Below are 2,832 nucleotides of genomic sequence, written 5' to 3'. Positions count from 1 at the left end.
TCTTCCCGTGGTCAACGTGACCAATCGTACCAATGTTCACGTGCGGTTTCGTACGTTCAAACTTTGCCTTTGCCATGATGGCATCTCCTTGTCTCGGTGCGGTGCGCAGGATCTGCGCCCCTACGGTTGGGTAGGGTGCGCCTCACGGCGCACCGAAAAATCACGCGTATTTCTTCTGGATCTCGTCAGAGATGTTCTGCGGCACGGCGTCGTAGTGATCGAAGATCATGGTGAAGACGGCACGGCCCGACGACATCGAACGCAGGTTGTTGATGTAGCCGAACATGTTCGCCAGCGGGACCATCGACGTGATGACGTTGGCGTTGCCGCGGCTGTCCTGACCCTGCACCATGCCGCGACGGCTGGTGAGATCACCGATGATCGAGCCCGTGTATTCCTCGGGCGTCACCACCTCGACCTTCATGATCGGTTCCAGCAGCTTGGCGCCGGCCTTCTTGAGGCCCTCGCGCATCGCCGCCCGGGCCGCGATCTCGAACGCCAGCACCGAGGAGTCGACGTCGTGGAACGCGCCGTCGATCAGCGCGACCTTGAAGTCGATCACCGGGAAGCCCGCGAGCGGACCGGAGTCCATCACCGACTTGATGCCCTTTTCCACGCCCGGGACGTATTCCTTCGGAACCGCGCCGCCGACGATCTTCGACTCGAAGCTGTAGCCCTCGCCGGGTTCGGTGGGGGTGATCACCAGCTTCACGCGCGCGAACTGGCCGGTACCGCCGGTCTGTTTCTTGTGCGTGTAGTCGATTTCCGCCTCGCGGCTGATCGTCTCGCGATAGGCCACCTGCGGGGCGCCGATGTTCGCCTCGACCTTGAACTCGCGCCGCATGCGGTCGACGAGGATGTCGAGGTGAAGTTCGCCCATGCCCTTCATGATCGTCTGGCCCGATTCGAAATCGGTTTCCACCCGGAAGGACGGATCCTCGGCCGCCAGACGCGCCAGCGCGATGCCCATCTTTTCCTGGTCGGCCTTCGACTTCGGCTCCACCGCGATCTCGATCACCGGCTCGGGGAAGGTCATCGTTTCCAGCACGACCGGCTTGGACGGGTCGCACAGGGTGTCGCCCGTGGTGGTTTCCTTCAGACCGGCCAGCGCGATGATGTCGCCGGCGAACGCCTCGTCGATCTCCTCGCGCTCGTTCGAATGCATCATCATCATCCGGCCGACGCGTTCGCGCTTGCCCTTGGTCGAGTTCAGCATCGAATCGCCCTTCTTCATCACGCCGGAATAGATCCGGGTGAAGGTCAGCGAGCCGACGAAGGGGTCGTTGAGGATCTTGAACGCCAGCGCCGAGAAGGGATCCGCGTCATCAGGCTTGCGCTCGATGTTGCGGGTTTCCGTCTCGTCGCCCGGGGCGAAGCCGAGGTAGGGCGGAATGTCGAGCGGCGAGGGCAGATAGTCCACCACCGCGTTCAGCAGCGGCTGCACGCCCTTGTGCTTGAACGCGGAACCGGCCGTCACCGGCACGAAGGCCATCGCCAGCGTGCCCTTGCGGATCAGCGCGCGCAGCGTGTCCTGGTCGGGCTCGTTGCCCTCCAGATAGGCCTCCATCGCGGCGTCGTCCTGCTCGACGGCAAGCTCGATCAGCTCGGCGCGGCGGCGGGCGGCCTCGTCCTGCAATTCGGCGCGGATGGGCATATGCGCCCAGGTGGCGCCGGCATCCTCGCCCTTCCAGACCCACTCTTCCATCGTCACCAGATCGACGATGCCCTCGAGCTTGTCCTCGGCCCCGATCGGGAAGGCGATCGGCGCCGGGGTGGCCCCGGTGCGGTCCTTGATCATGTTGAGGCATTTCTGGAAGTCGGCGCCGACCTTGTCCATCTTGTTGACGAACACGATGCGCGGCACCTTGTACCGGTCGGCCTGCCGCCAGACGGTTTCCGTCTGCGGTTCGACCCCGGCGTTGCCGTCCAGCAGACAGACCGCACCGTCGAGCACCGCCAGCGAACGTTCCACCTCGATGGTGAAGTCCACGTGGCCGGGGGTGTCGATGATGTTGAACCGGTGCTTCGGCGAGATCGGGTTCTTGCCGTCGTAGGTCTTTTCCCAGAAGGTCGTGGTGGCGGCGGACGAGATGGTGATCCCGCGTTCCTGTTCCTGGGCCATCGAGTCCATGATGGCGGTGCCGTCATGCGTCTCGCCCATCTTGTGGGACTTGCCGGTGTAGAACAGAATCCGCTCGGTCGTCGTGGTTTTACCCGCGTCGATATGGGCCATGATCCCGAAGTTGCGGTAGAGGTTCAGCGGATATTCGCGTGCCATCTTGTCCTCTTACCAGCGGTAATGGCTGAACGCCTTGTTGGCGTCGGCCATCTTGTGGGTGTCTTCGCGCTTCTTCACCGCGGTGCCGCGGTTGTTGCAGGCATCCGACAGTTCGGCGGCCAGGCGCTCTTCCATGGTGTTCTCGTTGCGCTTGCGCGCGGCCGTGATCAGCCAGCGGATCGCCAGCGCCTCGCGGCGGACCGGGCGCACCTCGACGGGAACCTGGTAGGTCGCACCGCCCACGCGGCGGCTGCGGACCTCGACGGCCGGCTTCACGTTGTCCAGCGCCTCGTGGAAGGCCTGGATCGGGTCGCGCTTGAGGCGGCCCTGCACCCGGTCGAGCGCGTCATAGACGATCCGCTCGGCAGTCGATTTCTTGCCGTCGACCATCAGGTTGTTCATGAACTTCGTCAGAACCCGGTCGCCGTACTTGGCATCGGGCAGGACTTCGCGCTTTTCGGCAGCGTGACGACGCGACATATCTCAGTTCCTCACTTCGGACGCTTCGCGCCGTATTTCGAGCGGCGCTGACGACGATCTTTGACGCCCTGGGT

2 protein-coding genes are annotated in these 2,832 nt (G+C 63.9%); both read right to left on the bottom strand.

Features of this window, described 5'->3' with window-relative positions; genetic code table 11:
* Nucleotides 1–160: 160 nt before the first annotated feature.
* Nucleotides 161–2,278 carry an elongation factor G gene (gene fusA, locus RGD00_RS18795; RefSeq protein ID WP_310458815.1) on the bottom strand — a complete coding sequence of 706 codons (2,118 nt, stop codon included), beginning with the start codon at nucleotides 2,276–2,278 and terminating at the stop codon, nucleotides 161–163.
* Nucleotides 2,279–2,287: 9 nt separating this feature from the next.
* A complete protein-coding gene (gene rpsG / locus RGD00_RS18790) occupies nucleotides 2,288–2,758 on the bottom strand; it encodes a 30S ribosomal protein S7 (protein WP_310458814.1) in 471 nt (156 codons plus the stop codon).
* Nucleotides 2,759–2,832 lie beyond the last annotated feature (74 nt).

This window comes from Ruixingdingia sedimenti (genome assembly GCF_031432425.1).
GTDB classification, from domain to species: Bacteria; Pseudomonadota; Alphaproteobacteria; order Rhodobacterales; family Rhodobacteraceae; genus Ruixingdingia; species Ruixingdingia sedimenti.
The sequence above is the reverse complement of the archived record's forward strand: the minus strand, read 5'-3'. Positions and strand labels throughout refer to the sequence as shown.

Bases quoted from the DNA above. Each gene is read 5' to 3' on its own strand.
- fusA (WP_310458815.1), bottom strand. From the start codon at position 2,278: ATGGCACGCGAATATCCGCTGAACCTCTACCGCAACTTCGGGATCATG.
- rpsG (WP_310458814.1), bottom strand. From the start codon at position 2,758: ATGTCGCGTCGTCACGCTGCCGAAAAGCGCGAAGTCCTGCCCGATGCC.